This is a genomic window from Klebsiella sp. KPN54798, from assembly GCF_021184225.1.
Taxonomy (GTDB): Bacteria; Pseudomonadota; Gammaproteobacteria; order Enterobacterales; family Enterobacteriaceae; genus Klebsiella; species Klebsiella pneumoniae.
Window position 1 is genome coordinate 1,163,690 of record NZ_CP089234.1, and the last position, 25,725, is coordinate 1,189,414.

Consider the following 25,725-nt stretch of genomic DNA (forward strand, 5'->3'; position numbering starts at 1 on the left):
TCGGATTAGCGAAAGCGCGGCAGGATCTGGTCCGCGAACAACGAGATCGACTGCTGGCTCAGGCGCAGGCGCTCCTCGGTCAGCGGGCCGTTGGTGAAGCCGAGCAGCACGTTGCCGATGCCCAGCTGCTGGTGGCGTTCCAGCTCCTCGGCGACGGTCTCCGGGCTGCCGTACAGGCACCAGGTTTTGATCCACTCTTCGCTGAAACAGTCCGGATGGCGGTGCAGCGTGACGCCGCTGAACTCTTCTGCCCGCTTGTTGTATTCATATTCCCGGTCGATGGCCTGCTGGTACCAGCCCATGATCTGCAGCATCTCCTCGCGGGCCTGCTCGTCGGTGGGGGCGATATGGACGCACTGCCAGGTATGGGTGGTCCACGAGAGGCAGTGGTTCACCACCTCGTCGCTATGGCCGGCGTTGAGCAGGGCATCGCGGTAGCGGGTGAAATAGTGGGTCAGCTGGCCAAACGGATCGTTGCTGGCCGGGATCGGCGGAGTAAACGCGGGTATAAAGGCCGGCCAGCCGTTGTCGGCGGCGCGCTGCATGCTGGTTTCACGCAGGGCCACCGGCATGATGCGGTTAAACGGTTTTTGCCAGGGGGCAGGAACGATGCGCTGGACCACCGCGCCTTTATAGTGGCCGGTCTCGAAGATGATCGGATCGTCTTCAATGTTTTTCTCCCACAGCCGCTGGACCAGATCGAGGTTCTCCTGCAGCAGGCTGGAGGCGTCCTTGTAGTTCACGCCAAAGCCGATCATCTCTTCCGGCGTGGTGCCGCTGCCGATGCCCACCAGCAGGCGGCCTTCGGTGAGTTGATCCAGCAGGTTAACGCGCTCGGCGAAGCGCACCGGGTGGTGCAGCGGGACGGTGGTGACTGACATGCCAAAGTGGATCTTTTTCAGCTGTCCCGCCAGGTACGCGGCGAAGACAAACGGATCGCTGGACATCGGCGCATAGCCGGTAAAGTGATGGTCTGGCATAAAGACCGCATCGAAACCGCGATCTTCGGCCTGGCGCGCGTGATCGATCAGTGACTGCATGACAAAACGATCCTGCTCGGGGGCAGTGGAACGACCGACGAGGAAAACAGAGAAACGCATAGCAACTCCTGGGTTGTGTGGTGGTTGTTATTATTAAATAGAACTATAATTATGATTCTAGTTGTTTATCTAAGAATGAAAATGACCGCCATCACACTTTTGCCACATGGCCCACGGGTGAGACGGGCGGGTAATTTGCAGCGTGGTTGCTAACTGCAATACACTGCGGGGGTTTTCTATGGATAAAGAGGTGAGAACTGCGATGACCGATCTTCCCGCGATGCGCCAGCCGAAACAGGACCGGAGCCGGGTGGCGCTGGAGCGGCTGATGGCCGCCAGCCGTGAAATCCTGCATGAAGGCACCTTTGAGCTGCTGACCATTGCTGAAATCAGTAAACGCTCGGGCGTTTCTGTCGGCTCGATTTATGCCCGCTTTGGTGGCAAAGAAGATCTGTTTATCGCCGTCATGATGGAGGTGATGCAGGAGCTGGACGCTGAATGGCAGCAACTGATCCAGCAGCTGCACGCGCGCAATCTGCCGCTGCGCCAGCGGCTTCCGGCGCTGATGGATGTCCAGGCGGAGTATCTGCGCCGCCATGCCGGGATCCTGCGACCGTTTATGGCGCGGGCGGATGATGAGCGCGTGGCGGGGATTGGTAAAGCCGCTTATCAGAAAAACGAACAGACCTTTATCGACCAGCTGCTCGACGCCGCGGCGGAGATCCGCCACCCCGAGCCGGAACAGGCCGCCCGCTTCTGCTTTACGGTTTCGTATGCCGCGCTGGCCCGCTTCCTCGGCCTGGGGTCGGCGGCAGAAGCTGCCGGTGAGGGCGACTGGGAACAGCTCAAACGCCATCTGGGCATGATGTGTCTGAGCTATCTGGTCACCCCCGTCGAGGCCGGCTAAGCCGCGGGATCTTACTTCGCTAACTGCCAGGCGCTGGCCTGCTTATGCTGACGCAGGCGCTGGCTATGACGGGAGAAGGTATAAAGAAATATCGCGGCGGCCAGCACCAGCGCCGCGATGCCGAGCGTCAGGAAGGCGCTCAGCACATCGTTCCCGGCCCGCAGGCGGATCGCGCCGACAATAATCGGGCTGACGAACATGCCCGCGAAGAAGGCCCCGGACCAGGCGCCCATCGCCCGGCCGCAGTAGGCGGGCGGAATCAGCGACCCTACCCAGTAAATCATCGCGTTAATCGCCATGCCGGCCCCCAGCTGCTGAATGGCGGAGCCGATCCCCATGGCGATCACCGTCCGCGATTCGCCCACCACCAGCATCCCGATCCCCATCAGGCAGAGCATGATTGCGAGCACGCGCTCCGGCGTATAGCGGCGGGAGACCAGACCGAACAGCAGCGAACCGACTGGTACGGCGAGACTGACCAGCGACATAATCAGGCCGATACGCTGCGGAGTGGCATTTTGCAGAGTATGAAAGGCGTTGGCGCCATTGATGGTGTACACGTAATAAATGATGGCGCAGACAAACGTCAGCACGCTGAGGGCGATCACTCGCGGCCACGGAAACTGATTATGCTGCGCCGCCTGGGCAGCGTGCTGCGGACGGGCCGCCTGAGCCGGTTCGAACATCCAGAAGTACATCGCCAGGAACAACAGGATGGCGACAAAGTAGATCATAAAGGCGCCGTTCCAGCGCAGGGCGGTCAGATAGCCGGAGCTGGCCAGCACCAGCACCGCCAGCGCCGGGCCAATTACCCCCTGCACCGTCAGCCAGAAGCGGCGCTGTTTGTCGTCAAAGTAATCGATCAGCATGGTGTTAGCGATGGTCAGCACTACCGCCTCCGCCAGTCCGACGCCGAGGCGGCTGCAGAAGATGCCGGTCAGGGAGGTGATGTAGAGCGGCATTGTGCCGCAGATGCCATACAGCAGGGTGGCGCTGAGCAGCAGTTTACGGCGGCCAAATTTATCCGCCAGCCAGCCGGTGCAGGGCCCGGCGATGGCGATCACCAGACCGGGCGCGGTGAGCATCAGCGGTACCAGGGTTTCGACATAAGGCATGCCGGCGAAGTGCTGGATCAGCGTCGGGACCGCCGGCGCCAGGGAAACGATCGCCAGGATGGGTAGAAAGGCGGTCAGGGCGATGATGATGCCCTGGATCGCGCCGGCTTGCGGCGCGTGAGGCGGATTCAGGCTATGGCTCACGACGTTCTCCTTTTATCGCGCGGGTCGCCTGTCGTCGGCGGCGGCGCGGTTTTTTAGTATGCAGGTCAGGGATACAGGTGGCGGCGGGAATCGCCGCGGATTTAAGAGTAGGAGCAGGAACGGCGCGGGGAAAAATTGTGATTACGTATGTGATCCATCACAAACAAAAATACCATTGAGTTGTTGTGGTTTTGCGGCAATAAAAAAGGCGACCGATGTCGCCTTTCGCGGGGAACCAGGGTCGCTTTTACCCCGGTAAGCCAGAGGCGCTACAGCAGCCGCGCCACGATATCATCCGCGGCGAGGATCGCCAGGGCGACGCTGGTCAGCGTCGGGTTACAGGCGGTTGAGGTGGGGATCACGCCGTTGCCGCCGACGTACAAATTGTGAAAATCCCAGACCCGCGAGTGGCGATCGGCCACGCTGCTACCGTCGTTTGCTTCTCCCAGGCGACAGGTTCCCTGGTAGTGCAGCGAGGTGCCTGCCGGCAGGATAATGGCTTCTCCACCGGGCGCCACGCGGCCCAGCGCGGCGCCGACGCGTTCGGTCACCGCCACCGCCTGCTGTAACCGGCGGCGATCGCCGTCGGTTAACTGGTAGTTCAGCTGCATTTTCGGCAGTCCTACGGCATCGGTGTCATCACTGAAGACGATCCGATCCTCCTCGCGTAGCTCCTTGGCGAGAAACAGCCCCAGACCGACCACCGGCTTCGTCGGGCCTCCCGGCGGCTGGGTAAAGGCGATCGGTGAGGTATCCATCTGCATCAGCTGACCGTGGAACGGGAAATCGGGCTCATGAAACGGCAGCCAGGTGACGCCGGAGACATTGTCCCGTCCGTCGCGTACCGGGTTGGCCTGCGCAGCGGCGGCAGGCGGGGCGTCCACTTCAATCAGGGCGATCACCTGCGGCTGATCGTTGAGCCAGCGACCCAGCGCCCGCGGGCGGATGCCTGAGGCGTACAGCAGTTGTGGGGTTCGCAGCGCATCGGCGGCGACCACCACCGCTTTGGCCGTCACCACGTACAGTTCACCGCTGCGCAGATCGCGCATCTCCGCCCCGTGGGCGACGCCGTTCTCGCTGAGGATCCGGGTACACAGGGTGGCGGTGCGGATCTCCACCCCGCGCTGGCGGCGGGTCTCTTCCTCCGCCAGCGCGCCGAGCACCGCGTCGACGCCGGACCAGCGCGGTTTGCCCTCCGGCGTCGCGGCGCAGGCCAGCGGCATAGGCTGCGCCAGTCGCGCTGGGGGACGGTCGCTGGCGAAGTGCTGGTTAAGGGCATCGACGATTTGCCGGCTGATGGCGGTGGCCGGAAATCCTTCGCGGGTCACCTGCAGATAATGCTCTGCCGATTCCCAGACGTCAGCCATCTCTCGGGGATCGAGAAAAGGAATGACTTCGCTGCCGCCCGGCCGCGGACAGGCGCAGGTCCAGTGGACGCCCATGCCGCCGAGGTTAGTGGAGAGCGCGGCAGCCGGCATGCCGCTGTGGGGCGACGCCGGGTCGAGGAGGTGGGTGCCCGGCCGCGCCTGCAGAGCGTCTGCCGGCAGGCTCTCCGGCAGGGCGGCCAGCGGAAACGCCCGGGCGCTGGCGTACGCCGCTTCCCGCTGCTCAGGCGCCAGGTTACGGATATTGACGCCGGTCGCGGGGGTCAGCGCTTCGCCAGCCTCCACCACCAGGATCCGCGCGGCGCTGCGATCGGCAATTCGGCGGGCAAAGGCGGCGCCCACCGGGCCGCTGCCAATAATCAGTACATCGATGTTTTCATCCATATCAGTTCTTACCTTTTATTGTTCTCCGGGCGTATGCCCGTTGCAGGTGTACAGAAAATAGGTACTACAGCCTGGTGCGTCCTGATAAATGGTTCCTCATGATAGCAGCCATTGCCGGACGCGATAGGTCATGGCTTACCCGCCGGGGGAAGCACTGAGGCGGGCAGCAGGCGGCTGAGGGCGGCAATCGCCAGCAGGATCAGGGCGCCAAGGGTCAGCAGGGTGATAAAGGCCCCGCGCCAGGCATCCGGTGCGGAGGCGCTTTGCGCCAGATAGAATCCGCCGAGGGTCGCCATGCCGAGGGCGGCGCCAAACTGCTGGCCGGTGCGAAATAATCCCGACGCCGCGCCGGCGTGGGCCACCGGTATCGCCGCCATAGCAAAGGCCGGCAGCGGGGCGGAGATAAGCCCCATCCCACAGCCGCACAGGCCGAACCCAAGACCCAGCGCGGTCAGCGGCAGCGTCCCCGGCGCTGCGGCGATCCCGTAGCCCATCAGCAGCAGGCCGCTCATCTGTACCGCCACCCCAACCAGCGTCACGTTGCGCCCAAGACGAAGTGACAGCCGGCGTCCAGCGACGGCGATGGAAAACATCGCCCCGAGCGCGAAGGGGATATGCATCAGGGCAGTGTGGAACGGGCTGAAGCCCAGTCCGCTCTGCAGCACCAGCGCGGTGGCCAGCAGCAGCGAGGCGGTGGTCAGCTGATAGAGCAGGGTGATGATGATCCCGGCGCGAAAAAAGCGGTCGCGCAGTACGGCTGGCGGCAACAACAGCGTGCCGCCCCGGCGTTCGCGTCCCAGCAGATGGCGCCAGAGGAGTGACACCGTGATGACCGACAGCAGCGGCGGCAGCACCATCCAGGCCGGCCAGCGCAGAGCGGGACCCTCGATCAGGGTGAGCAGCAGCGCGCCGCCGCCTACCACCGCCAGCAGGGTTCCCAGCGGATCGATGCCTTTCGCCTCCGGACTGCGCACCGCCGGGAGCACCCGCCACGCCAGAGCGACGGCGATGGCGATCACCGGCACGTTGATCAAAAAGATCGGCCGCCAGCTGAGGTCGAAAAGATTGCTTTCGATGATGATCCCGCCGAGTACCGGACCGAGGATCCCGGCGGCGCCGCCGAGCAGGCCGAAAATACTCATCACCCGGAAACGTTCGTGCGGGCGATACAGAACCTGCATCAGGGAGAGGATTTGCGGGCCCATCATCGCCCCGCTGGCCCCCTGCGCAATACGCATCGCGACCAGCATCTCCGGGCTGATGGCCAGCCCGCAGCCGGCCGACGCGGCGCCAAACGCCAGCAGGCCGCTAATGAACATCCGCCGGTAGCCATACAGATCGCCGAGACGGCCGCCGGTAAGCAGCAGAATGGAGAAAAAGAACAGGTAGCCGGTTACCACCCATTCGATTTGCCGCGGGCTGGCGAGCAGGTCGCGCTGTACCACCGGGATGGCGACATTGATGATTGAAACGTCGATGATCTCCAGCACCAGCGCTATCGAAACCACCAGCGTGGCCAGCGTGCGCTGCCGTTCGCTGGTGTAGGGAGGCGCCTGAACTGTGGCCGCCGAAGCGTTATTGAGCATGATGTACCTTTAGATTTAGTTAAAAACTTGTTAAATAATATTGACAATTTATAGCAAACAGAGATTAGAATTAGAGCACTCATTCTGGTTATGCCGCGTCAGATCCTGCCGCTGACCGTTAAGCCAGAGGGGAAGGCGTCACACTGCCGCTCCTAAACAGAATAAGAATTCTTATTCTAATTTTGTTTGTTTTGATCTGGCAAGTAGAGAAGGGGGTCGGATGTATTTGTCCGCATGTATTGAATGGCTGTTTCGTGAAGAGTATCCCGATTTCAGCGATCGGGTCCGGGCGGCGAAAGCGCAGGGATTCAGCCACGTTGAGTTTCACCTCTGGCGCGATAAACCGCTGGCAGCGCTGGCGCAGGCGCTGGAAGAGACGGGCGTGACGCTGTCGAGCTTCGTGGTAGAGCCCCGGCGCAGCCTGGTGGATCCGGCGGAGCATGAGCAGTTTCTGGCGGCAGTGAGCGACAGCCTGGCGGTGTCACGTCAGCTGGGGTCGCCACCGCTGGTGGTAGCCTCCGGCTTCAGTCGTGAAGGGGTCGATATTGCCGAGCAGCAGGCGCAGGCGGTCCACATCCTGCGTCAGGCAGCGACGCTGGCGGAAGCCGCCGGGGTCACCCTGTTGCTGGAGCCGCTCAACACCCGCATCGATCATCCGGGGATGTTCTTAAACGATACCCGGCTGGCGCTGGACATTATCGAGGCGGTCGACAGCCCACGGCTGCAGCTGCTGTTTGATGTCTATCATTCGATGGTAATGGAAGAGGAGATGGAGGAGGTGCTCGGCGGCAGAATGCATCGGGTGGGGCACGTGCAGATAGCCCAGGCGCCGGATCGCAACGAACCGGATCCGCGCAGCGGTGAGTGGCCAGCGCTGATCGCCAGGCTGCAACGGCTGGGCTACAACGGGGCCATTGGTCTGGAGTATAAACCGTCGCTGCCCGCAGCGGCCTCGGTGGCTCGCGCCCGCGAAGCGACCGGCTTATCCTGTTAAACAACTTACCTGGTACTTTTATGACTCAGAAAATAAAACGCGGCGTCAGTCTGTATAGTTTTCAGAATGAGACCTACCTTGGCAAAATGTCACTCGATCAGGCGATCGGTCACTGCGCGGCGTTCGGCGCCCGCGGCATTGAAGTCGTCGGCGAACAGACCTTCGCCGGCTGGCCCGAATGCGGCATGCCGGAGGCGGCGATCGCCGACTGGCATCGCCTGATGCAGCGCCATGATACGGTGCCGGTATGCCATGACTTTATGCTCGACTATAAGCGATATAAAGACCGGCCGATGCCGTTTGACGAGCAGGTGCGCAGCGTACAAAACGACATCGACTTTGCCGCCCGGCTGGGCATGCGCTATATCCGCTCCCTGGTTTCCGTGGCGCCGGAGGTGCTGGTGGCGGCGGCGCCTTATGCGGAAGACAAAGGGATCACGATTCTGCTGGAAGTGCACGCCCCGCTACATTTCGATCATCCGTGGATTATTCGCCATGCCGAAGCCTATGAAAAAGCCCATACCCGGGCGCTGGGCTTCCTGCCGGATATGGGGATGTTTTTAGCCCGCTTCCCGCGAGTGTGGAAAGAGCGCTTTATTCGTAACGGTTGTCCCCAGGCGGCGGCGGACTTTATTGAGAAAGCCTATGAAGACCGGACGCTCAGCGAATACGTGATCCTGGATGTGATGCAAAAATGGGGGCCGGGCCCGCAGCTGGCGATGGCGGAAACCCTGCGCCACAACGCGGCGTTCGAGCCGAAGCGGATGCTCGAGTTTATGCCGCGGATCCACAACATCCATGCCAAATTCTATGAGATGACCGACGAGATAACCGAGTGGTCGATTCCCTACGATGAGATCTTCCGCGTGCTGCAGAAGGGTGGCTATGAGGGATATGTGTGCTCCGAGTACGAAGGCAACCGCTGGGTGGAAGACGCGCAGGACGTGGACAGCCTGGAGCAGGTCCGCCGCCAGCAGCTGATGTTCTGTCGCCTGTTAGATGAAACCCCACCCCCGGCGCTGCTGGGCCAGTAAGGAGCATTATCATGTTTGATCAGCATATTATCTGCCGCGAAGGGTTCGACAACGTCACCCGCGACGGGGAAGTTATCGGCGTGCGCTTTTTGGCTCGTCTGCCTTACTACCGTGGCCTGGGGCTGTCGATGGTGGAAGATATCGCCGTGACCCTCAACGGCGAAGCTATCCCACGGCAGGCGATCCGCCTGGCGCTGCGCGGCCGGGAGTGGACGCTCGACGAGCTGGAGAGCGTCTACGACGACCGGTGGAACTTCGGTGAAAAGGCGACCATTACGGTGCTCAAACCCGGCGGCCTGCCGGCCGGCTGGCATCGCCTGAAAGTGGCCGAGAGGCTGCGGATCTCCTATCTGCCGTTTGTGCCGGTGACCACCTTTGAAACCGAGCTGGAATTAACGGCCTAACATCCCGCAGGATCCGCTGCCGTTATGGCAGCGGATTTCTTTAACGCAGGGGCAGTCACTGGAGAGCGGTGAGGCGATTTCCGTTCAGTAAAACCGGTACGGTAGAGCGCTTTTTCTCAGCCCGCCTTTGCCCGTGAAATCAGAAAATTTACTTCGCAGGCTAACCGCAGATTGCTTCAAAAAAATTCCCGTATTTGTTATATTGTTGTTCATTGATTATTCACCTCTGCGGTGCCAAAAAGAACAAGATTCACCGCAACCCAGGACACTGCCATGTTAGATTACCGCTTCCCGACAGCTTTGCAGATGGTTCTCAGCGTAGCAATGGCGGAGCAGATGGGTGAACGTTCGACGAGTGCGATTCTGGCCTACGGCCTGGAAGCGAACCCGAGCTTTATCCGTAAACTAATGGTTCCGCTAACTCGTGACGGCATTATCGTCTCCACGCTTGGCCGCAACGGCTCAATTCATCTTGGCCGTCCGGCGGACAAGATCACCCTGCGTGATATCTATCTTTCGGTTATCGAAGATAAAAAACTGTGGGCGTCGCGTCCTGACGTCCCGGCCCGCTGCGTGGTCAGCGCCAACGCCTGCTGGTACTTCAAATCGGTTGCCGATGAAGCAGAGCAGGCTTCGTTAAACGTCCTCGCTCGCCATACCGTGGCCAGCGCGCTGGAGGCGGTCAAAAACGCCGATACCAGCGGCTGCGACCCGGTGCCGGAAATGATCGCCCGTTTTAAAAAAGCGCATTAATCATTTTCTGGTGACGAAAAAAAACCGCCTTCAAATTGTGAAGGCGGTTTTTTTGTTATCTGCAGCAGGCTAGGCGGGCAGATCCTCCTGGACCGGCTTCCTGCGGGTCACCAGTTTCCGCAGCGTCACGTAAAACACCGGCGTCAGGAACAGACCGAAGAGCGTCACGCCCAGCATCCCGGAGAACACCGTGATCCCGGTGACGCCGCGGACTTCCGCCCCCGCGCCGTGGCCGAGGATCAGCGGAATGGTCCCGGCGATAAAGGCGATGGAGGTCATCACGATCGGGCGCAGACGCAGGCGGCACGCCTCCAGCGCGGCTTCCATGATGCCTTTCCCCTGGATCTCCAGCTCGCGGGCAAACTCGACGATCAGAATGGCGTTTTTACAGGCCAGGCCCATCAGGACCACCAGACCCACCTGCACGAAGACGTTGTTATCGCCCCCGGTCAGCCAGACGCCAAACAGCGCGGAGAGCATCGTCATCGGTACGATAAGGATCACCGCCAGCGGCAATGTCCAGCTTTCATACAGCGCGGCCAGCACGAGGAACGCCAGCAGCACCGCCACCGGGAAGACGATCAGCGCCGTGTTGCCCTGGGTGGCCTGCTGGAAGCTGAGATCCGTCCACTCAATATTCATCCCATTCGGCAGGATCTGCTTCGACAGCTCCTCCAGATGCGTCATCGCCTGCGAAGAAGAGAGGACCCGCGGATCGGCATCGCCAATCAGGTCCGCCGCCGGATACCCGTTGTAGCGGATCACCGGATCCGGCCCGTAGGTGGTACTGATATTCACCATACTGCCGATCGGCACCATTTCGCCCTGATTATTGCGGGTGCGCAGATTGGCGATATCTTCCACGCTTTCGCGGTATGGTCCGTCAGCCTGGGCCATCACGCGCCAGGTACGCCCGAACTGGTTAAAGTCATTGACATAAGACGAGCCGAGATAGGTCTGCAGCGTACCGAATAGCTCGGTTAGCGATACCCCCTGCGCTTTCGCCTTATCGCGATCGACCTGCACGTCCAGCTGCGGCACGTTAGCCTGGTAAGTCGAGATCGGGAAGTGCATCCCCGGCGTCTGCATAATCGCCCCGGACATCGCATTCACCGCGCTTTGCAGCGCGCCATAGCCCAGCCCTCCGCGATCCTGTATGTACAGGGAGTAGCCGGAACCCTGACCCAGTCCTAAAATCGGCGGCGGCAGGATGGAGAAGCCAAAGCCCTGCTGGATTTGCGCGATTTTGGCGTTGATCTCCGCGTTAATTTCCGCCGCCGTGTGTTTGCGCTGGTCGAACGGTTTCAGGCCAAAAAAGACCGTCCCGGTATTCGGCGTGTTGGTGAACTGCAGCGCGTTAAGCCCCGGGAAAGCGACCGCATAGTCGACCCCTTCGGTATTCATCCCGATCTCGCTCATTTTGCGGATCACTGCGTCGGTGCGCGCCAGCGACGACCCTTCCGGCATCTTCACGCCGCCAATGAGATACAGCTTATCCTGGGTGGGAATAAACCCGCCGGGGACGACTTTAAACATCACCCCTGCGGCGCAGAGCAGCAGCAGATACACCGCAAACACCGCGCCACGGCGTCCGAGGGTTTTGCTCACCAGCCCCTGATAGCCGTTCGAGCTGCGCAGGAAAAAGCGGTTAAACGGACGGAAAATCCAGCCAAACAGACGATCGATCAGCCGGGTAGGGAGGTCTTTCTTCGCGCCGTGCGGCTTTAACAGCAGGGCCGCCAGCGCCGGGGAGAGCGTCAGCGAGTTGATGGCCGAGATCACCGTCGAGATGGCGATGGTCACCGCGAACTGTTTGTAGAACTGTCCGGTGACCCCGGAGAGAAACGCCATCGGCACGAACACCGCACACAGCACCAGCGCAATGGCGATAATCGGCCCGGAGACCTCACGCATCGCCTGATGCGCCGCGGCAAGCGGCGCAAGCCCCTCTTCGATATTACGCTCGACGTTCTCCACCACCACGATGGCGTCGTCCACCACGATACCGATAGCCAGTACCAGCCCGAACAGGCTCAGGGTATTCAGCGAGAAGCCCAGCAGATAGAGAATGCTGAAGGTACCCACCACCGATACCGGCACCGCGATCAGCGGGATAATCGACGCGCGCCAGGTCTGCAGGAACAGGATCACTACCAGCACCACCAGCACTACCGCCTCCAGCAGCGTCTGCACCACCGCGCGGATGGAGTCGCGGACGAAAACCGTCGGGTCGTACGGCGCCGCCCATTGCATATCTTCCGGGAAGCGGGTGGCCAGCTCGGCCATTTTGGCGCGTACCGCGTTCGACAGATCGATGGCGTTAGCGCCGGGGGACTGGAAGATACCGATCCCGACCGCATCCTTATTGTTGAGCTGGGAGCGCAGCGCATAGCTACCGGAACCCATCTCGATGCGCGCCACGTCGCGCAGGCGGACCAGCGAGCCGTCCTGCGCCGTTTTCAGAATGATATTGCCAAACTCTTCTTCGGTATGCAGACGGCCCTGGGCGTTAATGGAGATCAGGAAATCGCTCTCCTGCGGCAGCGGCTCGGCGCCAAGCTGTCCGGCAGACACCTGGACGTTTTGCTCCTGCATCGCCGTCACCACATCCGAAGCCGTCAGACCGCGGGCCGCGACCTTATTGGGATCCAGCCAGACGCGCATCGCATATTCACCGGAGCCAAAAATCTGGATCTGGCCGACGCCGGGCAGGCGCGCCAGCTCATCCTTCACTTTCAGCGTGGCGTAGTTGCGCATATACAGCGAGTCGTACTTCCCGTTTGGCGAAAACAGATGCACCACCAGGGTCAGCGTCGGAGACTGCTTCTGGGTGGTGATCCCCAGACGGCGTACATCCTCCGGCAGACGCGCTTCGGCCTGCGCGACGCGGTTCTGCACCTGAACCTGCGCCTGATCCGGGTCGGTACCCGGGCGGAAGGTGACGGTGGTGACCAGCACGCCGTCGGAGCCGGCGACCGATTTCATGTACATCATGTTTTCAACGCCGTTGATCGCTTCCTCCAGCGGCGTCGCCACGGTCTCGGCAATCACTTTCGGGTTGGCGCCGGGATATTCCGCGCGCACCTGGACGCTCGGCGGGACGACATCCGGATATTCGCTCACCGGCAGCAGTGGGATAGCGATTAACCCGGTGATAAAAATTAAAATCGACAGCACCGCGGCGAAAATCGGCCTGTCGATAAAAAAGCGGGAAAAGTCCATGTCTTGGATTCTCTGATTAGGGATCAGTTAAGGGTGGCGCTGGAGGTCATGGCAACGGTTTTGGCGTTAACCGGCATACCCGGCATAAACACTTTTTGTAAGCCGTCGACGATGACGCTATCCCCAGGATTCAACCCCTTCTGAACGATGCGTAAACCGTCTGCCAGCCGCCCTGGGGTAATGTCGCGGCGCTGTGCTTTACCATCTTTATCAACGATATAGACGTATTTACGATCCTGATCGGTCAGTACCGCTTTGTCGTCGATAAGCGTGGCTTTGAACTCTGCGCTGCCCGGCAGACGCACGCGGGCAAACAGCCCTGGCGTGAACAGACGCTGCGAGTTATCCAGCAGCGCACGCATGCGGATGGTGCCGGTACTCGGCGTTAACTGATTATCGAGAAAATCCACTTTGCCCTGGTGGGGGTAACCCTCCTCGCCAACCAGGCCAATCTCCACCGGAAGCGCCTGATTATCGCTGGACGCGCCTTGCCCGCGGCGGGCGAGGTTTTGATAGTGGAGGTAGGTTGACTCGTCGACGTCAAAGTAGACGTACACCGTCTTCTGCGAGACCAGGGTGGTGAGCACGCTGGCGGTGTCGCCCGCGGTGACCAGGTTACCGCTGGTGATCAGCGCCCGGCTGGCACGGCCGTCAATAGGGGCGGTCACTTTGGTGAAGTCGAGGTTAAGCTGCGCGGCATCCACCGCCGCCTGCGCGGCGCGAATGTCGGCCTGTGCCTGAACCGCGGCTGACCGGCGCTGCTCCCACTCTTCACGGGAGACGAGGTTGGTATGGACTAATTTATCGGTGCGGTTCGCCTCGCTTTGCGCCAGGCTGGCCTGCGTTTTGGCTCTTGCCAACGCCGCCTGCGCCTGCTCCAGCGCGGCGCGATAGGTTCTGTCATCTATCGTGAACAGCACCTGGCCCTTTTTCACCTCCTGGCCGTCGGTGTAATTCACTTTATCAATGTATCCCGAGACGCGAGGGCGAAGCTGAACGCTCTCCACCGCTTCAATGCGACCGTTAAAACTATCCCACTGACTGATCGACTTCACCAGCACCTTAGCGGCGCTGACCGTCGGGGCGGGAGGCGCAGCATTCTGCGCGACGCTGTCGTCGCAGCCGACGAGCAGAAAGGAGAGCATCATCGCGCCGAGCGCGGTCAGGTGAATGTTTCCCCAGGTTTTTTGCAGGCTCATTATTTTTATTCCGGTAAATGTAGCCGCCGGGCAAGACGCAGCGTGAGAAGCCGCGCCACTTCCTTTGTCCGGGCTGGCTTAAGGCCATTTGTGTCGATCATCGCCACAAAACTGTAACAATTTCGAATACACTATCGCGGCGATTGTAGGAAGGCGCTTAACTAAGTGCAAGAATAATTGTTGCACTTTATGTGCGGTCCAGGGGAGATAAAAAACCGCGATCCCGGCGTGGATTTAAATGTAACAATAAAACTTGCATTTTGTGTAAAAACAGGCCACCTTTAAATGCAACTGACAAAGATGCTTTTAACCGGCCGCGAGGGGGTAACATGATGAACACTGGCGCCATCATTCAGGATCTGATTGACTGGATCGACAACCATCTTGATAGCCGTCTGGATATTGACACCGTTGCCCGACGAGCCGGCTATTCGAAGTGGCACCTGCAGCGGATCTTCAAAGAACATACCGGGCAGCCCCTCGGAGAATATATTCGGGCGAAAAAGCTGCAAAAGTCGATCGAACGCTTGGCCCACAGCAACGAGCCGATCCTGAACGTGGCGATTGCCCTCGGCTTTGACTCCCAGCAGTCCTTCAACCGCAGCTTCAAGCGCCAGTACGGCCAGGCGCCCGGCGTCTGGCGCCGGAGTATCAGCCGCTCTGTTGCGCAGACATCTCGTCAGCGATCCGCATGACCGGGGAGGGTCAGTCCTGACCCGGCCCATGTTCGAATTTGCTGCCTTTGCCGATGGCATAGAACTGCCCGCCTGCGACATAGTGAACGGTCCGTAGCTCGTCCGGCGCATCATCAAAGATCCAGTGTCCGTTGCGGAATACCCGGTCATCGCTCCAGGCGGCGACGATATCGCCCATAAACAGATTGTGTTGCTGCTGAATGTCCGGGTAGGGCATCACTTTGCACACCAGCCAGCCCGCACAGCCTGCCACAAGAGGAAGATCAAATTCCGGCTGATAAAAGAAGGGGATGGTGTCATTTTTATCCGGCGCGTCGGCATAGCTGCGCCCGCCAGCGTAGAGGACGGTTGCCATCTGGCTGACTACGGGGATCTGCACCACGAAATAGCCGCTCTTTTCCACCAGCTGACGAGTGAAAGCCTGGGTGCCAATATAGGCCACCACTTTTCGCTCGCCTGCCAGCCCAACCCAGGCGGCTGACATGACATTTTCGACGCCATCATATTTTGCGGAAATCATGGTGGTGGACCCGACCTGCAATAAACGATAGGCCTTACTTATTTCGACAGGCTGAACGGACATGGTTTTTCCTTTGTGCATGCTATTTAACGTAATGATTATCTGGATATTTATTGAGGGCATGTTCATTTTCGGGCCCCCTTTCGTAATCCACCGTGCAACGATACGCCAGGCGATTAAGCGTAAAAAGGTGCGTAAATTGTTTTCATTATTCATAATACACGAATAATCATGCCGTCTGTCGGTAAGCTGCTCGCTACAGGAGAGAAAGAAGGTGGATCGTATTCAGGCTATGCAGATGTTTATGCGCGTCGCGGAGGCAGGAAGCTTCGTGCGTGCCGCGGAAACCCTTTCCCTGCCGGCCTCCACTGTCACCAGTACCATTAAAAACCTTGAAAAATACCTGAAGGTGCGGCTGCTGAACCGGACCACAAGGCGGGTGAGCCTTACCCCGGAAGGGATGCAGTATCTGGCGCAGTGCCGGGAAATTCTCGCCCTCATCGAACATAGTGAATCCACCCTGAGCGAGTCTGTCGCGCGGCCTCAGGGGCGCCTGCGGGTTGATATGCCCGCGGGCATCGCGCATTTCATCGTCATGCCGCATCTGCCGGACTTTTACCGGCGCTATCCCGATATCTACCTGATGATCGGCGTCAGCGATCGCCAGGTCGATCTCATTCAGGAAGGCGTCGACTGCGTGATACGAACGGGAGAGCTGAACAATTCCAGCCTGGTGGCCCGCCCTCTGGGCCACTTTCGCTGGGTGACCTGCGCGTCACCGGACTATCTTCGGGAATATGGCGTGCCCCCGTCACCGGAGGCGCTCTCTCAGCACCGGGCTGTGCATTATTTCTCCGGTCAGGCGAGGCGGGCCGATGAGTTCCGCTTCGTTCGCCATGGCGAGACCTTTTCTGTACCCGTCAGCGGCAACGCCGCGGTGAATGAAACGGGGCTCTATATAAAAATGTGCCTGGCAGGATTTGGGCTGGCGCAGTTGGCGGAGAATATCGTTGCTGACCACCTGCAGGAGGGGAGACTGGTGGAAGTGCTGACGGACTGGCAGCCGCCCCCGGTACCCGTCACATTGCTCTATCCGCACCAGCGCTTTCTCTCTCCCGCCGTGCGGGCGTTTGCTGAGTGGATGAGCGAGGTGGTTTGAGGGGAGTATTGCTTGCATTTAGCGCTTCGCGATGGAGGGTAGGGTTCCAGCAGAAATATCTGGTCTGCTGATGAATCGCTCGATATTCTGTAATGCTTTGTCTTTTTTGTGAACAGGAAAAAGTATGCTTAATACGCTACCCGATTTACACAGAAGTTTTGCAGAGCAACTGAAGCTTAAATTACAGTCTGATTCGCGGATCCACTCCCTTCTCGCCGGCGGCTCGTTTATCCATGGCGGGTTTGATCAATACTCCGATCTGGATTTCGTGGTGGTGATCGACCCTCTCTATTATGACGAAATCATGGCTCAGCGTATGGCGTTCGCCGGAACGCTCGGCCATCTGCTACATGCTTTCACCGGGGAACACGTCGGTGAGCCTCGCCTGCTGATCTGCCTGTTTGGCCCGGAACTTCTGCATGTCGATCTGAAATTTATCACCCTGGACATGCTCACTCAGCGCGTTGAAGAGCCTGCCGTGCTATTTACCCGTGATAACGATGCTCTCAAGCGACAGCTGGCAAAATTTAGCGCGCACTGGCCGAACATGACGCCGGAGTGGTTTGAGTCCCGGGCCTGGATCTGGCTGCATTATGCCGTGGTTAAACTGGGCAGGGGGGAACTCTTCGAAGCGCTGGGGATGCTGTCTTTCTTCCGGGAACAAGTGCTGGGACCGATGCTGTTTCGTCGCGCCAATCTACCGCAACGCGGCGTTCGTCGAATAGAAGCCCTCGGCATTGATCCCGATGGCCTTCTGACTTCCACTCTGGCAACACACGATCGTCACTCCGTCGGGATTGCCATTCGAAGGGCTGCTGACGCTTATGTCAACCTGCGGGCTGATGCGCTGCCTGACAATATCGCAGACGATGCGGCGCGTCGGGCGGTCCTTGCCATGCTGGACGCGTATTCTCACAAGGGGTAAATCTATCCCTCCGGCCGCGGACGCGGCCGGAGGGTGAAAGGGTTGTGCGAGTGTCGTGGGAGGTCTAATTCTGAGAGGGGGGGCTAGCGGGGTATCGGTAACGTGAAAATACCAGAGCTTTTCGTTGTGCCTATCAATAGGCCTAAAAGGTTCGGATTTAATGAGTTTTCTTTGGACTGCGCGGGACAAATTGAGGGCACAAAAAAGCCCGCAGGGCTTGCGCCGTGCGGGCTTTCAGGACTTCATCGGATGACTCTGGTAATCACCGATGGAGAATTTTGGTGGAGCTGGCGGGAGTTGAACCCGCGTCCGAAATTCCTACATCCTCGGCACTACATGCTTAGTCAGTCTTTACATTCGCTTGCCAGCTGCGGACAGACACGCCACTAACAAACTAGCCTGATTAGATTTAACGCTTCAACCCCAGGCAGGGCATCCACGCGATCTCTTTTGGGTTTGACCTCTCTTTGATCCCCGTCTTAAGAGCGGAAGCTAGGGAGAGAGGGCTCAGAGCAGGTTATTAAGCTGCTAAAGCGTAGTTTTCGTCGTTTGCGACTATTTTTTGCGGCTTTTTACGAGGCCAACCGCCCCTCGGCATGCACCTTGGGTTTCGCAAATCCCGTCGAATCCAGAATCAGCCCCAATGTGTAGGTCAAGTATAACAGATTTGTGAATGTCGTTACCAGCCCCATTACGCAGGATTGTTTCAACGGGGTGGACGAAAAAGCAGCATCAACAAAGATATAGCGTAAGGGCCAGCGAGAGCTGGCCCTCGGGGAGGGGAAATTAACGTCCGGCGTGCTTCATAATACGCGCCTTATCCAGCGCCCATTCACGATCTTTCAGGTCGGTACGCTTGTCGTGCTGTTTCTTACCTTTGGCGACGCCGATTTTCACTTTGCACCAGGCGTTCTTCCAGTACAGCGACAGGGCGACGACGGTGTAACCTTCGCGGTTAATGCGGCCGTACAGCGTGTCGAGTTCGCGCTGGTTGAGCAGCAGCTTACGGGTGCGCGTCGGGTCGCAGACATAGTGGGTGGAAGCCACGGCCATAGGCGTAAAGTTGGCGCCGAACAGGAAGGCCTCGCCATCCTTCAGGATGACATAGCTATCGCCGATGTTGGCTTTGCCTGCACGCAGGGATTTGACCTCCCAGCCCTGCAGGGCGAGACCAGCCTCGTATTCATCTTCGATAAAGTATTCGTGACGGGCGCGTTTATTCAGCGCAATGGTGGCTGATCCAGGTTTGTGGGCTTTTTTCTTAGTCATAATGTCCTGAAGTCATCGTCTTATACACAGTTACCTCGATCGCATCCTGCGAGGTGTACTGCGCATCTTAGCACGAGTTGCGGCACAGCGTTTTTTTTAGCAGCAGATAAATGATATTATTTGCACTGTGTTTAAATGTGGAACCTGCTATGCCTCAGATTAGCCGTACTGCGCTGGTGCCTTTCAGCGCGGAACAGATGTATCAACTGGTAAACGATGTGAAGTCCTATCCTGATTTTCTGCCAGGCTGCACCGGTAGCCGCGTGCTGGAATTGGGGCCGACGCAAATGACGGCGGCGGTTGATGTGTCCAAAGCCGGCATCAGTAAGACCTTCACCACACGCAATACACTGACCAGCAACCAGAGCATTTTGATGAGCCTGGTGGATGGCCCGTTCAAGAAGCTGATTGGCGGCTGGAAGTTTATTCCGCTGAGCCCCGAGGCCTGCAAAATAGAATTCCATCTCGATTTCGAGTTTACCAATAAACTGATTGAGATGGCTTTTGGCCGGATCTTCAAAGAGCTGGCCGCTAACATGGTGCAGGCGTTCACTTCGCGCGCCAAAGAGGTTTACAGTGCCGGCTAATATTCGTGTTGAAGTCGCCTACGCGCTGCCTGAAAAGCAGTATCTGCAGCGGGTCACCCTGGACGAGGGGGCGACGGTCGAGCAGGCGATTATCGCCAGCGGTCTGCTGGCGCTGCGTGATGACATCGATCTGGCGAAAAACAAGCTGGGTATCTACAGTCGTCCGGTAAAGCTGCATGACGAAGTTCACGACGGCGACCGGGTGGAAATCTATCGTCCGCTGATCGCAGACCCGAAAGAGCTGCGTCGCCAGCGGGCAGAGAAAAGCGCCGCAAAGTAACCCGCAGCAGACCGACTATCAGCCATAAAAAAAGCGCTCATCGAGCGCTTTTTGCTTTTCCGGGCCTTACTGACTGGTCAGCGCAGGCTTGTTATCAATGTTAGTCAACACACCGCCGCTGTTGAAGGTCAGGGTTAGGGTCTGCTGAGTCACTTTCTGGTGGCCCGGCTCCTGACGGAAGACATAGAACCAGGTATTGGTGCCGAACGGATCCGTCATCATTGGCGTCCCCAGAGCATAAGCTACCTGCTGTTGCGTCATACCGACACGAATTTTTGCTACATCGTTTGGTGCCAGATAGTTACCCTGGTTGATGTCAGGACGGTAAACCACTCGTTCCAGAGTGGAACAGCCTGCGGTCAACATAAGAAGAACCGCTGCGGCAGCAGTCAGCGTTTTACAGCGCATAGTGATTTGATTCCTTTTTGGGCCCGAGCAGTACGTGGCTCATCTGTAATATGCCGATAATAATAGACCTTCGCGCCGTTGGAAACCTCCGGCTGCAGGTCAGCAGGCAATTTGCTGTTCACTATGACCCTGTGAAAATCAAAAAGTTTACGCCGCAAGCAACTCTTTCGCGTTCGCCAGGGTGTTGCGCGTGACTTCGCTGCCGCCCAGCAGACGGGCCAGCTCCTGCAAGCGAGCACGTTTATCCAGCGGCTGCATATGGGTTTCGGTCATCTCGCCATCGGTCTCTTTGCAGACAAAGAAATGATGGTGGCCGCAGCCTGCGACCTGCGGCAGGTGGGTCACGCACATCACCTGCGTGGACTCGCCCAGCTGGCGCAGCAGCTTGCCGACCACGGCGGCGGTGGGGCCGCTGATACCGACGTCCACTTCGTCGAAAATCAGCGCCGGGGTTTCCATTTTACGCGCGGTGATCACCTGAATCGCCAGCGCAATGCGCGACAGTTCGCCCCCGGAGGCCACTTTGGCGATTGGCTGCAGCGGCTGACCTGGGTTAGTGGTGACGCGGAACTCAATATGGTCGGCGCCGTCGGCGGTGAGATGGCGTTCATCGAACGCGACCTCAATCGCGAAGACCCCGTGCGGCATCGAAAGTGAGTGCATACTCTCAGTGATAAGCTGGGTCAGCTCGTCGGCGCTGGCCTGGCGCAGGACATGCAGCTGGCGCGCGGTCTCCAGCGCCAGCTGATGATGTTCGACCACCTGCTGGCTGAGGGATTCCAGCGAGCCGGCGCTGTCGTCCAGCAGGCGCTGCTCTTCCAGCATCGCCTGATAAACCGCCGGCAGCTCTTCCGGCATCACCTGATGTTTACGCGCCAGCGCGATTTGTCGGGAAATCCGTTGCTCAAGTTCAAACAGACGGTTCGGATCGAGATCCAGACGGTCATGGTAGTGGCGCAACTCGTCGCTGGCCTCGCTGAGCTGAATGGCCGCCTCTTCCAGCATATCCAGGACGCCGGAAAGCTTGCTGTCCATGCCCACCAGCTCGCTGACCAGCTGCTTCGCGGTATAAAGCTGGCTCTGCAGATTGGCCTCTTCGCCGTCCGCCAGTACCGTAAGGGCGTGCTGGCAGGTGCTGAGCAGCTGGCCGCTGTTGGCCAGGCGCTTGTACTCTTCGTCAATCTGCTCGAATTCTCCCGGCAGCGGGTTAAATTCGTTCAGCTCTTTAAGCTGATACTGCAGCAGATCGGCGCGGGCGGCGCGCTCCTGGCTCTGCTGCTGATGCTGGGCCAACTCGCGGCAGCTCTGGTGCCACTGGCGATAGTGCTCGGCCATACGCTGAGTAAGCGCATACTCACCGGTATAGCCGTCGAGCAGCGTTTTTTGGTGTTCGGGTTTGGTCAGCAGCTGGTGGGCATGCTGGCCGTGGATCTGGATCAGCAGCTGGCCCAGCTCGCGCAGCTGCGAGAGCGGGACGGCGGTGCCGTTGATGAAGCCGCGCGAGCGGCCGTCGGCGCTGATCACCCGGCGAAGTAAACACTCACGCCCGCTCTCCAGCTGATTCTCTTCCAGCCAGCGCTGGGCGGCAGGGGTATCTTTCAGCGCGAAGCGCGCGCACAGGTCGGCACGGGTGGCGCCGCGACGCACCATGTCGGCTTCCGCTCTGCCGCCGAGGCACAGCCCCAGCGCGTCGATGGCAATGGATTTCCCGGCGCCGGTTTCCCCGGTGATGGCGGTCATGCCGCTGTGGAAATCAATTTCCAGTTCACGAACGATAGCAAAATTACTGATGGTGAGTTGCGCCAACATAGCTGCCTTCCTGTATGAAAAACCAATACTGTGTTTTCGTACAGTATAGACTGGTTTTTTATCCAGTAAAGAGGCAGCCGTGAAAATCAGAACAATTTTTTCGACCAGCCGAGCTTGGTGCTTAATGTATTGAAATAGCTGTAATCTTTAGGGTGAATCAGATTGAGGTGATAATCACAGCGGCGAATAAGGACATCTTCGCCATCCTGGATCGGCAGGGCAATCTGGCTGTCGCAGCTGATCTCCAGATCGCTGCAGCGGTGAGAGAAGCGCAGGCGGATGGTGCTGTCGCCGTTGATCACCAGCGGTCGCGCTGAAAGGGTGTGCGGGAACATCGGCACCAGGGTGATGGCGTCCAGCGACGGCGTAAGGATTGGGCCGCCGGCCGACAGCGAATAGGCGGTGGAGCCGGTAGGAGTGGAGATAATCAGGCCATCGGATCGCTGAGAGAACGCAAAGACTTCGTCGATATAGACTTCGAACTCAATCATATGCGCCACTTTGCCGGGGTGCAGCACCACTTCGTTGATGGCGGTGCTGATACGTTTCTGGCAATCCTGCTGACACACCTGGGCCTCCAGCAGAAAGCGTTTCTCGGCGATGTAGTGGCCTTCCAGCACGTCGGCGAGCTGCTGCAGGGCGTTGTCCGGGTCAAGGTCGGTGAGAAAGCCGAGGTTGCCGCGGTTAATGCCGATGACGTTAATGTCGTAACGGGCCAGGGTCCGCGCCGCGCCGAGCATATTGCCGTCGCCGCCCACCACCACCGCGAGATCGGCCTGTTGGCCAATCTCCGCCAGCGTGCCGGTTTTCACGTTGCTGAGCTGAAGTTCATGGGCGATCTGCTGTTCAACCAGCACTTCATACCCTTTGCTGTACAGCCAGCGCCAGAGCATTTCATGTGTGGTCAGGGCGGTGGGGTGACGAGGATGTCCCACAATGCCGATACACTTGAAATGGTTCTTCATGATCTGGATGTCCTTGCGTTAAATGAAATAGTGACAATCTGTCCGCTTCCCTTGAAACCCGGAAACTGATCCCCATAATAAGCGAAGTTAGCGAGATGAATGCGAAAAAAACGCGGAGAAATTCATGAGTAGTAAAGAACAGAAAACGCCTGAGGGGCAAGCCCCGGAAGAAATTATCACGGAGCAGCACGACGACGTTGAGGCGGTAGAGCCTGAAGTTTCGGCTGAGCAGGTGGATCCGCGCGATGAAAAAATTGCGAATCTGGAAGCCCAGCTGGCTGAAGCGCAGAAACGTGAACGTGAAGTGATGCTGCGTGCCAAAGCCGACGAAGATAACCTGCGTCGTCGTACCGAGCAGGATATCGAGAAAGCGCACAAATTCGCGCTGGAAAAATTCGTCAATGAACTGCTGCCGGTAATCGACAGCCTGGACCGCGCGCTGGAAGTGGCTGACAAGGCTAACCCGGAGCTGGCGCCGATGGTGGAGGGGATCGAACTGACCCTGAAATCTATGCTGGACGTAGTGCGTAAGTTCGGCGTGGAAGTGATCGCCGACACCAACGTTCCGCTGGATCCGAACGTCCACCAGGCCATTGCGATGGTCGAGTCTGAAGATGTGGCGGCGGGCAACGTGCTGTCCGTGATGCAGAAAGGTTATACCCTGAACGGCCGTACTATTCGCGCCGCGATGGTGACGGTAGCGAAAGCGAAATAACGCTTGCTGCCTTGCTCAACGGCTGCCTGCGGGCGGCCGTTTTTTGTGTCATCGCTGCTGGCGCGAGATAAAAAAACGGCGGGCCGCAGCCCACCGTGATATTAATTCCTTCGCTCGCGCTACTCCGCGACGCTCTCGCGTAATGATTTCACCGGCATCACTTTCACCTGTTTGATCATGTTGTCCTGCACGTCGAGGATATCTATATCGTACTGCTCAATGCGCACGCGGGTGCCCGGGACCGGGATCTCTTCCAGCGCTTCGAGGATAATACCGTTGACGGTGCGCGCTTCATCTTCCGGCAGGTGCCAGTTAAACGCTTTGTTGATTTCGCGAACGTTGGCGCTGCCGTCGATAATCACCGTGCCGTCGTTAAGCGGGGTCACTTCCTCCGCCAGGGTGGGTGACATGGAGGTGGTGAAGTCGCCGACAATCTCTTCAAGAATATCTTCGACGGTGACAAGCCCCTGAATATCGCCGTATTCATCGACCACCAGACCGACTTTCTTTTTATTGCGCTGAAATTTCACCAGCTGGGTGCTGAGCGGCGTGCCTTCCGGCACAAAGTAGATCTCATCTGCCGCCCGCAGCATGATCTCTTTTGTGAACTCTTTCTTCTCCGTCATCAGACGGTAGGCTTCGCGAACGCGCAGCATGCTGATGGCATCGTCCAGCGAATCGCGGTAGAGCACGATGCGGCCATGCGGGGAGTGGGTCAGCTGGCGGACGATAGATTTCCAGTCATCATTGATGTCGATGCCGACAATCTCATTGCGCGGCACCATGATGTCGTTAACGCTGACCTTCTCCAGGTCCAGCACCGACAGCAGCATATCCTGATTACGTCGTGAGATTTGTGAACGGGATTCATTCACAATCGTGCGCAGTTCATCTTTGCTCAGGGCGCTGCTGATGACGGTATCGGTGCGGATGCCCATCATGCGCATCAGTATGCGGGTGATGGTATTCAGCAGCCACACCAGCGGCATCATCAGCACCTGCAGGGGCGCCAACAGGAAGCTGCTGGGGTAGGCAACCTTTTCCGGATAGAGGGCGGCGATGGTCTTCGGCAGCACTTCGGCAAATACCAGCACCACAAAGGTAAGTACGCCGGTGGCGATCGCGACGCCGGCGTCGCCGTACAGGCGCATGCCGACGATGGTGCCCAGCGCCGAGGCGAGAATGTTGACAAGGTTATTGCCGATCAGCACGAGGCTAATCAGGCGGTCCGGCTTGCGCAGCAGCTTCTCCACGCGCTTGGCGGGGCGGTTGCCTTGTTTCGCCATGTGGCGCAACCGGTAGCGGTTCAGCGTCATCATGCCGGTTTCGGAACCGGAGAAATAGGCAGAGATAATCACCATGACGATCAGCGTTATGATCAGCGTGGTGGTGGAGATATGTTCCACGTAGGATTCCTTAAAAGACTTAGCTCACGAACTGCTGCAGCACGCGGCTACCAAAATAGGCCAGCGTCAGCAGACCGGCGCCAGCGACGCTGAACCAGACCACACGACGTCCGCGCCACCCTTCATGATAGTGCCCCCACAGCAGGACGATATAGACGAACCACGCAATAATCGACAGCACCGCTTTATCGATATTTTCGCTGCTGAACAGATTGTGCATGTAGAACAGGCCGCTGCACAGCGTCAGGGTCAGCAGCACCACGCCGACCTGGGTGATGTGGAACATTTTGCGCTCAATGCTCATCAGCGGCGGCATTTCGCTGCTGAAGGCCAGCTTTTTATTCTTGAGCTGGTAGTCGATCCACGCCAGCTGCAACGCATACAGCGCGGCAATGATCAGCGTGGCGTACGAGAAGAGCGACAGGCCGATATGCACCAGCATCCCCGGGGTGGTTTCCAGGTGGGTGATATATTCGTTAGGCACGAATGTGGCGAAGGCCAGGTTGATCAGCGCGAAGGCATAGACGATAGGCAGCAGCAGCCAGCCGCGATTGCGCGAGGCCACGATAGTCATCACCGTACAGATCATCAGGCTGACCAGCGACCCGACGTTCAGTAAGCTGAGATTTTGCCCGCTCTCGCCGCCGGGGAATATCCGTGCTTCCAGCGCAAAAGCATGGCAGATCAAGGCGATAGTTGCAGATAAAATCGCCATTCGCCGCCAGCTGCTGTTTTTTTGCAGCAAGCCGGGGATAATCAGCGCGAGGCTGACGGAGTAGGCGACAAGGGCGAGTAGAGCAAAAACAGGCATAGGTGTCGG

General features: G+C 58.8%; 24 protein-coding genes and 1 other RNA gene. 11 read left to right on the top strand and 14 right to left on the bottom strand.

From position 1 onward, the window contains the following. Positions 1-5: 5 nt before the first annotated feature. Positions 6-1,100, bottom strand: coding sequence for an LLM class flavin-dependent oxidoreductase (locus LPQ25_RS05760; protein ID WP_014907086.1), 1,095 nt, complete (start codon positions 1,098-1,100; stop codon positions 6-8). A 202-nt stretch (positions 1,101-1,302) separates the two neighbouring features. Here LPQ25_RS05760 and LPQ25_RS05765 point away from each other — a divergent pair, with 202 nt between their 5' ends. Next, complete coding sequence (locus tag LPQ25_RS05765) at positions 1,303-1,947, top strand: TetR/AcrR family transcriptional regulator (protein ID WP_012967405.1); 645 nt, start codon at positions 1,303-1,305, stop codon at positions 1,945-1,947. An 11-nt stretch (positions 1,948-1,958) separates the two neighbouring features. Here the strand turns inward: LPQ25_RS05765 and LPQ25_RS05770 are convergent, their stop codons facing one another. From LPQ25_RS05770 to LPQ25_RS05780, 3 genes are all read right to left on the bottom strand, one after another. Continuing rightward, positions 1,959-3,206, bottom strand: a complete 1,248-nt coding sequence (locus LPQ25_RS05770; protein WP_014907087.1) for an MFS transporter — start codon at positions 3,204-3,206, stop codon at positions 1,959-1,961. A gap of 269 nt (positions 3,207-3,475) precedes the next feature. Beyond that, positions 3,476-4,975, bottom strand: coding sequence for a GMC oxidoreductase (locus LPQ25_RS05775; RefSeq protein ID WP_014907088.1), 1,500 nt, complete (start codon positions 4,973-4,975; stop codon positions 3,476-3,478). A 128-nt stretch (positions 4,976-5,103) separates the two neighbouring features. Then, positions 5,104-6,561: an MFS transporter gene (locus tag LPQ25_RS05780; RefSeq protein ID WP_014907089.1), complete on the bottom strand. Its 1,458-nt coding sequence runs from the start codon at positions 6,559-6,561 to the stop codon at positions 5,104-5,106. A gap of 220 nt (positions 6,562-6,781) precedes the next feature. Here LPQ25_RS05780 and LPQ25_RS05785 point away from each other — a divergent pair, with 220 nt between their 5' ends. The 4 genes from LPQ25_RS05785 (at position 6,782) to LPQ25_RS05800 (ending at position 9,746) form a co-directional block, all read left to right on the top strand. Beyond that, positions 6,782-7,555, top strand: coding sequence for a TIM barrel protein (locus LPQ25_RS05785; protein WP_014907090.1), 774 nt, complete (start codon positions 6,782-6,784; stop codon positions 7,553-7,555). A 20-nt stretch (positions 7,556-7,575) separates the two neighbouring features. Next, positions 7,576-8,589: a sugar phosphate isomerase/epimerase family protein gene (locus tag LPQ25_RS05790; RefSeq protein ID WP_014907091.1), complete on the top strand. Its 1,014-nt coding sequence runs from the start codon at positions 7,576-7,578 to the stop codon at positions 8,587-8,589. 11 nt (positions 8,590-8,600) lie between these two features. After that, positions 8,601-8,993: a C-glycoside deglycosidase beta subunit domain-containing protein gene (locus tag LPQ25_RS05795; protein WP_014907092.1), complete on the top strand. Its 393-nt coding sequence runs from the start codon at positions 8,601-8,603 to the stop codon at positions 8,991-8,993. A gap of 273 nt (positions 8,994-9,266) precedes the next feature. Further along, positions 9,267-9,746, top strand: a complete 480-nt coding sequence (locus LPQ25_RS05800) for an RrF2 family transcriptional regulator (protein WP_000888203.1) — start codon at positions 9,267-9,269, stop codon at positions 9,744-9,746. A 69-nt stretch (positions 9,747-9,815) separates the two neighbouring features. On the opposite strand, the gene LPQ25_RS05805 is transcribed toward LPQ25_RS05800, so the two are convergent. Together LPQ25_RS05805 and oqxA are read right to left on the bottom strand one after the other, a co-directional pair. Continuing rightward, complete coding sequence (locus LPQ25_RS05805; RefSeq protein WP_004149399.1) at positions 9,816-12,968, bottom strand: multidrug efflux RND transporter permease subunit OqxB19; 3,153 nt, start codon at positions 12,966-12,968, stop codon at positions 9,816-9,818. Positions 12,969-12,991: 23 nt separating this feature from the next. Beyond that, entirely contained in the window at positions 12,992-14,167 is a 1,176-nt protein-coding gene (gene oqxA, locus LPQ25_RS05810) for a multidrug efflux RND transporter periplasmic adaptor subunit OqxA (RefSeq protein WP_002914189.1), read from the bottom strand. Between the two features lie 332 nt (positions 14,168-14,499). On the opposite strand from oqxA, the gene LPQ25_RS05815 reads away from it, so the two are divergent. Then, complete coding sequence (locus tag LPQ25_RS05815) at positions 14,500-14,862, top strand: helix-turn-helix domain-containing protein (RefSeq protein ID WP_002914181.1); 363 nt, start codon at positions 14,500-14,502, stop codon at positions 14,860-14,862. Between the two features lie 10 nt (positions 14,863-14,872). Here the strand turns inward: LPQ25_RS05815 and LPQ25_RS05820 are convergent, their stop codons facing one another. Continuing rightward, complete coding sequence (locus LPQ25_RS05820; RefSeq protein WP_004212922.1) at positions 14,873-15,445, bottom strand: flavin reductase family protein; 573 nt, start codon at positions 15,443-15,445, stop codon at positions 14,873-14,875. Positions 15,446-15,656: 211 nt separating this feature from the next. On the opposite strand from LPQ25_RS05820, the gene LPQ25_RS05825 reads away from it, so the two are divergent. Both LPQ25_RS05825 and LPQ25_RS05830 read left to right on the top strand, forming a co-directional pair. After that, the gene (locus tag LPQ25_RS05825; RefSeq protein WP_004212925.1) at positions 15,657-16,541 is read left to right on the top strand and encodes a LysR family transcriptional regulator; all 885 of its coding nucleotides are present in this window, start codon (positions 15,657-15,659) and stop codon (positions 16,539-16,541) included. 124 nt (positions 16,542-16,665) lie between these two features. Further along, complete coding sequence (locus tag LPQ25_RS05830; RefSeq protein ID WP_004180956.1) at positions 16,666-17,466, top strand: hypothetical protein; 801 nt, start codon at positions 16,666-16,668, stop codon at positions 17,464-17,466. 279 nt (positions 17,467-17,745) lie between these two features. Here LPQ25_RS05830 and ssrA read toward each other — a convergent pair. Together ssrA and smpB are read right to left on the bottom strand one after the other, a co-directional pair. Next, positions 17,746-18,108, bottom strand: a transfer-messenger RNA (tmRNA) gene (ssrA, locus tag LPQ25_RS05835). 144 nt (positions 18,109-18,252) lie between these two features. Further along, entirely contained in the window at positions 18,253-18,735 is a 483-nt protein-coding gene (gene smpB / locus LPQ25_RS05840) for an SsrA-binding protein SmpB (RefSeq protein ID WP_002914164.1), read from the bottom strand. Positions 18,736-18,884: 149 nt separating this feature from the next. Here smpB and LPQ25_RS05845 point away from each other — a divergent pair, with 149 nt between their 5' ends. Both LPQ25_RS05845 and LPQ25_RS05850 read left to right on the top strand, forming a co-directional pair. Then, the gene (locus LPQ25_RS05845; RefSeq protein ID WP_004174798.1) at positions 18,885-19,322 is read left to right on the top strand and encodes a type II toxin-antitoxin system RatA family toxin; all 438 of its coding nucleotides are present in this window, start codon (positions 18,885-18,887) and stop codon (positions 19,320-19,322) included. Continuing rightward, positions 19,312-19,602: an RnfH family protein gene (locus LPQ25_RS05850; RefSeq protein WP_004145682.1), complete on the top strand. Its 291-nt coding sequence runs from the start codon at positions 19,312-19,314 to the stop codon at positions 19,600-19,602. Before LPQ25_RS05845 ends, LPQ25_RS05850 begins: the two co-directional genes overlap by 11 nt. A gap of 66 nt (positions 19,603-19,668) precedes the next feature. Here the strand turns inward: LPQ25_RS05850 and bamE are convergent, their stop codons facing one another. The 3 genes from bamE to nadK all read right to left on the bottom strand — a co-directional run bounded on the left by bamE (position 19,669) and on the right by nadK (position 22,784). Beyond that, positions 19,669-20,010 carry an outer membrane protein assembly factor BamE gene (bamE, locus tag LPQ25_RS05855; RefSeq protein WP_002914160.1) on the bottom strand — a complete coding sequence of 114 codons (342 nt, stop codon included), beginning with the start codon at positions 20,008-20,010 and terminating at the stop codon, positions 19,669-19,671. 147 nt (positions 20,011-20,157) lie between these two features. After that, positions 20,158-21,819 (bottom strand): DNA repair protein RecN, encoded by a 1,662-nt coding sequence (gene recN / locus LPQ25_RS05860; protein WP_014907093.1) that lies wholly within the window; start codon positions 21,817-21,819, stop codon positions 20,158-20,160. Positions 21,820-21,905: 86 nt separating this feature from the next. Then, a complete protein-coding gene (nadK, locus tag LPQ25_RS05865; protein ID WP_234599502.1) occupies positions 21,906-22,784 on the bottom strand; it encodes an NAD(+) kinase in 879 nt (292 codons plus the stop codon). Positions 22,785-22,908: 124 nt separating this feature from the next. Between nadK and grpE the strand changes: the two genes are divergently transcribed. Then, positions 22,909-23,499 carry a nucleotide exchange factor GrpE gene (gene grpE / locus LPQ25_RS05870; RefSeq protein WP_002914155.1) on the top strand — a complete coding sequence of 197 codons (591 nt, stop codon included), beginning with the start codon at positions 22,909-22,911 and terminating at the stop codon, positions 23,497-23,499. Positions 23,500-23,618: 119 nt separating this feature from the next. Here the strand turns inward: grpE and LPQ25_RS05875 are convergent, their stop codons facing one another. Both LPQ25_RS05875 and LPQ25_RS05880 read right to left on the bottom strand, forming a co-directional pair. Then, positions 23,619-24,905: an HlyC/CorC family transporter gene (locus LPQ25_RS05875; RefSeq protein ID WP_004149392.1), complete on the bottom strand. Its 1,287-nt coding sequence runs from the start codon at positions 24,903-24,905 to the stop codon at positions 23,619-23,621. 19 nt (positions 24,906-24,924) lie between these two features. Then, a complete protein-coding gene (locus LPQ25_RS05880; RefSeq protein ID WP_002914153.1) occupies positions 24,925-25,716 on the bottom strand; it encodes a cytochrome C assembly family protein in 792 nt (263 codons plus the stop codon). Between the last annotated feature and the right edge of the window lie 9 nt (positions 25,717-25,725).